The sequence below is a fragment of the Streptococcus sp. GMD4S genome, assembly GCF_000296955.1.
This window is the reverse complement of record NZ_AJRE01000127.1, coordinates 1-2928: the sequence shown is the minus strand read 5'-3', so window position 1 is coordinate 2928 and position 2928 is coordinate 1. Positions and strand designations below refer to the sequence as shown.

The 2928-nt window shown below is 40.6% G+C and carries 2 protein-coding genes and 2 pseudogenes; 2 read left to right on the top strand and 2 right to left on the bottom strand.

What is annotated here, in order from left to right; genetic code table 11:
* Together GMD4S_RS13525 and GMD4S_RS07630 are read left to right on the top strand one after the other, a co-directional pair.
* Nucleotides 1–389, top strand: a pseudogene (locus tag GMD4S_RS13525) (hypothetical protein); the annotation flags it as partial.
* A 226-nt stretch (nt 390–615) separates the two neighbouring features.
* The gene (locus tag GMD4S_RS07630) at nt 616–933 is read left to right on the top strand and encodes a LiaF transmembrane domain-containing protein (RefSeq protein ID WP_000734665.1); all 318 of its coding nucleotides are present in this window, start codon (nt 616–618) and stop codon (nt 931–933) included.
* Nucleotides 934–962: 29 nt separating this feature from the next.
* Here the strand turns inward: GMD4S_RS07630 and GMD4S_RS07625 are convergent, their stop codons facing one another.
* Together GMD4S_RS07625 and GMD4S_RS13310 are read right to left on the bottom strand one after the other, a co-directional pair.
* Entirely contained in the window at nt 963–2762 is a 1800-nt protein-coding gene (locus tag GMD4S_RS07625) for an N-acetylmuramoyl-L-alanine amidase (protein WP_000722526.1), read from the bottom strand.
* A gap of 44 nt (nt 2763–2806) precedes the next feature.
* Nucleotides 2807–2928, bottom strand: a pseudogene (locus tag GMD4S_RS13310) (LysR family transcriptional regulator); the annotation flags it as partial.

Below are 2928 nucleotides of genomic sequence, written 5' to 3'. Positions count from 1 at the left end.
CGACTTGGTTTACAAATGATCAAAAGTACGAATCTGTAGTTGGATTAAAGGTATCAAAAGGTCAAGATAGTCGTAACCCTGAGACAGCGTCTATTAGTGCATGGGTAAAAGATTCTGTTGCTGGAGGATTCGTAGTAGTAGCTGTGCCAAGTGGAGTTGTTATGCAACCTGCTGATGACGGAAAGATTACGGATAAAAGCAATCATGCTGAGGAAAGACTACTTTCAGGACAAGATTATGGGTCTATGTTAATGAAACCAGAAAATGTTTATTATCGTGTGAAACCAGATACCAGTAAACTTGAGGAAGCAGAAAAGAACTTAGCTCAACTGCAAGCTGATCGTGAAGCAATCAAATCTTCTCTAGAGTCAAAGGAAAAGAAAAACTAGATGGTATTCGTTCAAAAATACTGTTGCAATCGGCAGAATCAAGAAGCCCATTAGGGCTTCTTTTTCTTTTGTTACAAATACTCAACCACTTAGACAGAGATATTGACCAGATAGGCAAAAGGGCTTGTTCTTGAAAAATTCCTCTGCTATAATGATTCATGTAAGGGACGTGAGGGGTCAGTATCAGACAACTCAAGAACCAAAAAAAGAAAATGGAGACAAAAAAATGAAAAAATTATTGGGACTTGTATTTTTAGTAGCAGCAGCGCTAGTATTGTATTTCGGATCTGTTGGATGGCCAAGTTTGGATGTCAACCTCTGGTCACTGATTCCAGTTGGCTTATTCCTCTATTTCACTCTAGAAAATCTTTTGAAAAAAGACTATAAGGCTAGTCTGATGTGCTTAATTATTGCTTTTATCATTGCAAATGCTATTTTTGATCTCTTGCCCATTTCAAGTGGTTTGGTGATTGGTGCCGGTGTGCTAGCTTGTGTAGGACTTGGCTACCTCTTTCCTGATAAGGATAAAAAAGAAGATAAATAAAAAAGTCTCGAGATTTCTCGAGACTTTTTTTACGGACCAGCGTAATATTTTTGAATCCCTTTTACGATGCCTGCGACCAGTTTATCTTGGTAGTGGCTATCTCTAATTTGTTGGTTTTCGGAGAAATTATCCATATAACCAAGTTCTAGGAGAACGGCTGGTTTGGCTGTTTCGCGTAGTACGGCATAGCTGCTCTCCAACAGACCAGCGTCTTTGGCCCCTGTTTCTGCTAGGAGAGAGGAGTGGATGGCAGTGGCGAGGCGTTTGCTTTCACTCATACGATCTGGGTGATTGTGCCAGTATTTATTAATCTTACTTGGATAATCAGGTTCATCGCTATAGGAGTAGGTTTGAATACCGCTCGCTTTTGAGTAGGTATTACCAGTAGCGTTGAAGTGAATACTGATAAAAATATCCGAGTTGGTTTTATTAACCATACGAGAACGTTCGGTAACAAAATCAACGTCAATATCACTATCACGAGAAGTGAGGACCTTGTAACCTAGTTCTTCCAACTTACTACGAAGCTTACGGTAAATCTGCATGTTGAGATCTTTTTCAGCTACATTGTAGTAAAAGGCACCTGAATCTCGACCACCATGCCCAGGATCTAGGAAAATGGTATTGCTGTATTGGCCTTTTACAAATCCACCTTCAGTTGAAACTTCAGAAATCCATTGGCCGTATTTTTGGAACAGGTGTTCCTTACCGTCTATCTTGTAAGTTCCTGAAACATAATGTCCATTATCATCTAGGTAGTAGCGTGCTTTGTCAGAGTTATCGTAAATCCATTCGCTCTTTGCCATGTAACCACCTGACTTGAGGTAGTATGCTCCAATCCACTCCTGATTTGCATAACGACCATCCGCTTTTAGATAGAACCAGCTCTTGTAGGCTTTATCGAAGATCCACTCATTCTCCGCCATGGCTCCACTGGTTTTAAGGTAGTAGCTTTCTTTCCATTTGTCTGCTAGCATCCCACCATTCTGGTCAAATGAGTACCAGGAACCCTGAATCTTTTGCCAGTTTTCTTGGACATATCTCCCTGACCCGTTCGCATAGAACCAAGTATCCTTGATTTTGACCCAGTTGTTTTCTGCCATAGCTCCACTCTGGTTGAAGAGGTAGCCCTTGAAGGTTGTCGCACTCAGCATTCCACCGTCTTTGTCAAAGTAGTACCAAGAACCGTTGATTTTCTCCCATTTATCCTGTGAGATCTTTCCAGAAGGAGCGACATAGTACCAAATTCGATCTAATTTTGTCCAACCCTTTTCTGCCATAGCTCCGCTTTTTGTGAGAAGATAGCCGTCAACGGCAGTGTTGCTGAGCATACTTCCAATTTGGTCAAAATAGTACCAAGAGCCGTTAATTTTTTTCCAGGTGTTCTGAGCTAGTCGTCCAAAGGAATCAGCATAATACCATTGATTGTCCAGTTTGGTCCAGCCATTTTCTATCATGACACCATCTTGGTCAAAGGCGTAGCCTTTGTAGACAGTAGAATGAAGACGATTACCATCTTGATCGAAGTAGTACCATTTGCCTTGGATTTGTTTCCAGTTCAAAGCAGGTTTGTCATCTTGGTAAAAACGCCAGTGGTGATTTTCTTGGTACCACCCTTCTTTTTTTGTCTTGTCTTCTTGCACATCTACTTTCGGAAGAACTTCTGATTTAGAGTTTTCCTCAACACTTGATTCTTTCTTTTCTTCTTTGGCAATTGCTTCCTTGACAGCAGATGTCGATTGAGTTGTGTTTTCTTCTCCTAAGACGGATGCGGGTGCTAATCCTGCGATTGAAAGGATTAAAGCACTGGTCAGTAGTATCTTTTTCACTTTCTATTTCCTAACTTTTTCTTTTTCCCTTTTTCATTTTTCTATTAATTATCGAATTGAACTTCTTCTAGTAAGTATTCGATAAAGCGTTCGCCCATCTTAGACAGGCTGGTTTTTTCATGCTGGATATAGACTAGTTCAATCGGGTCGTCAATGTCCAGTGGAA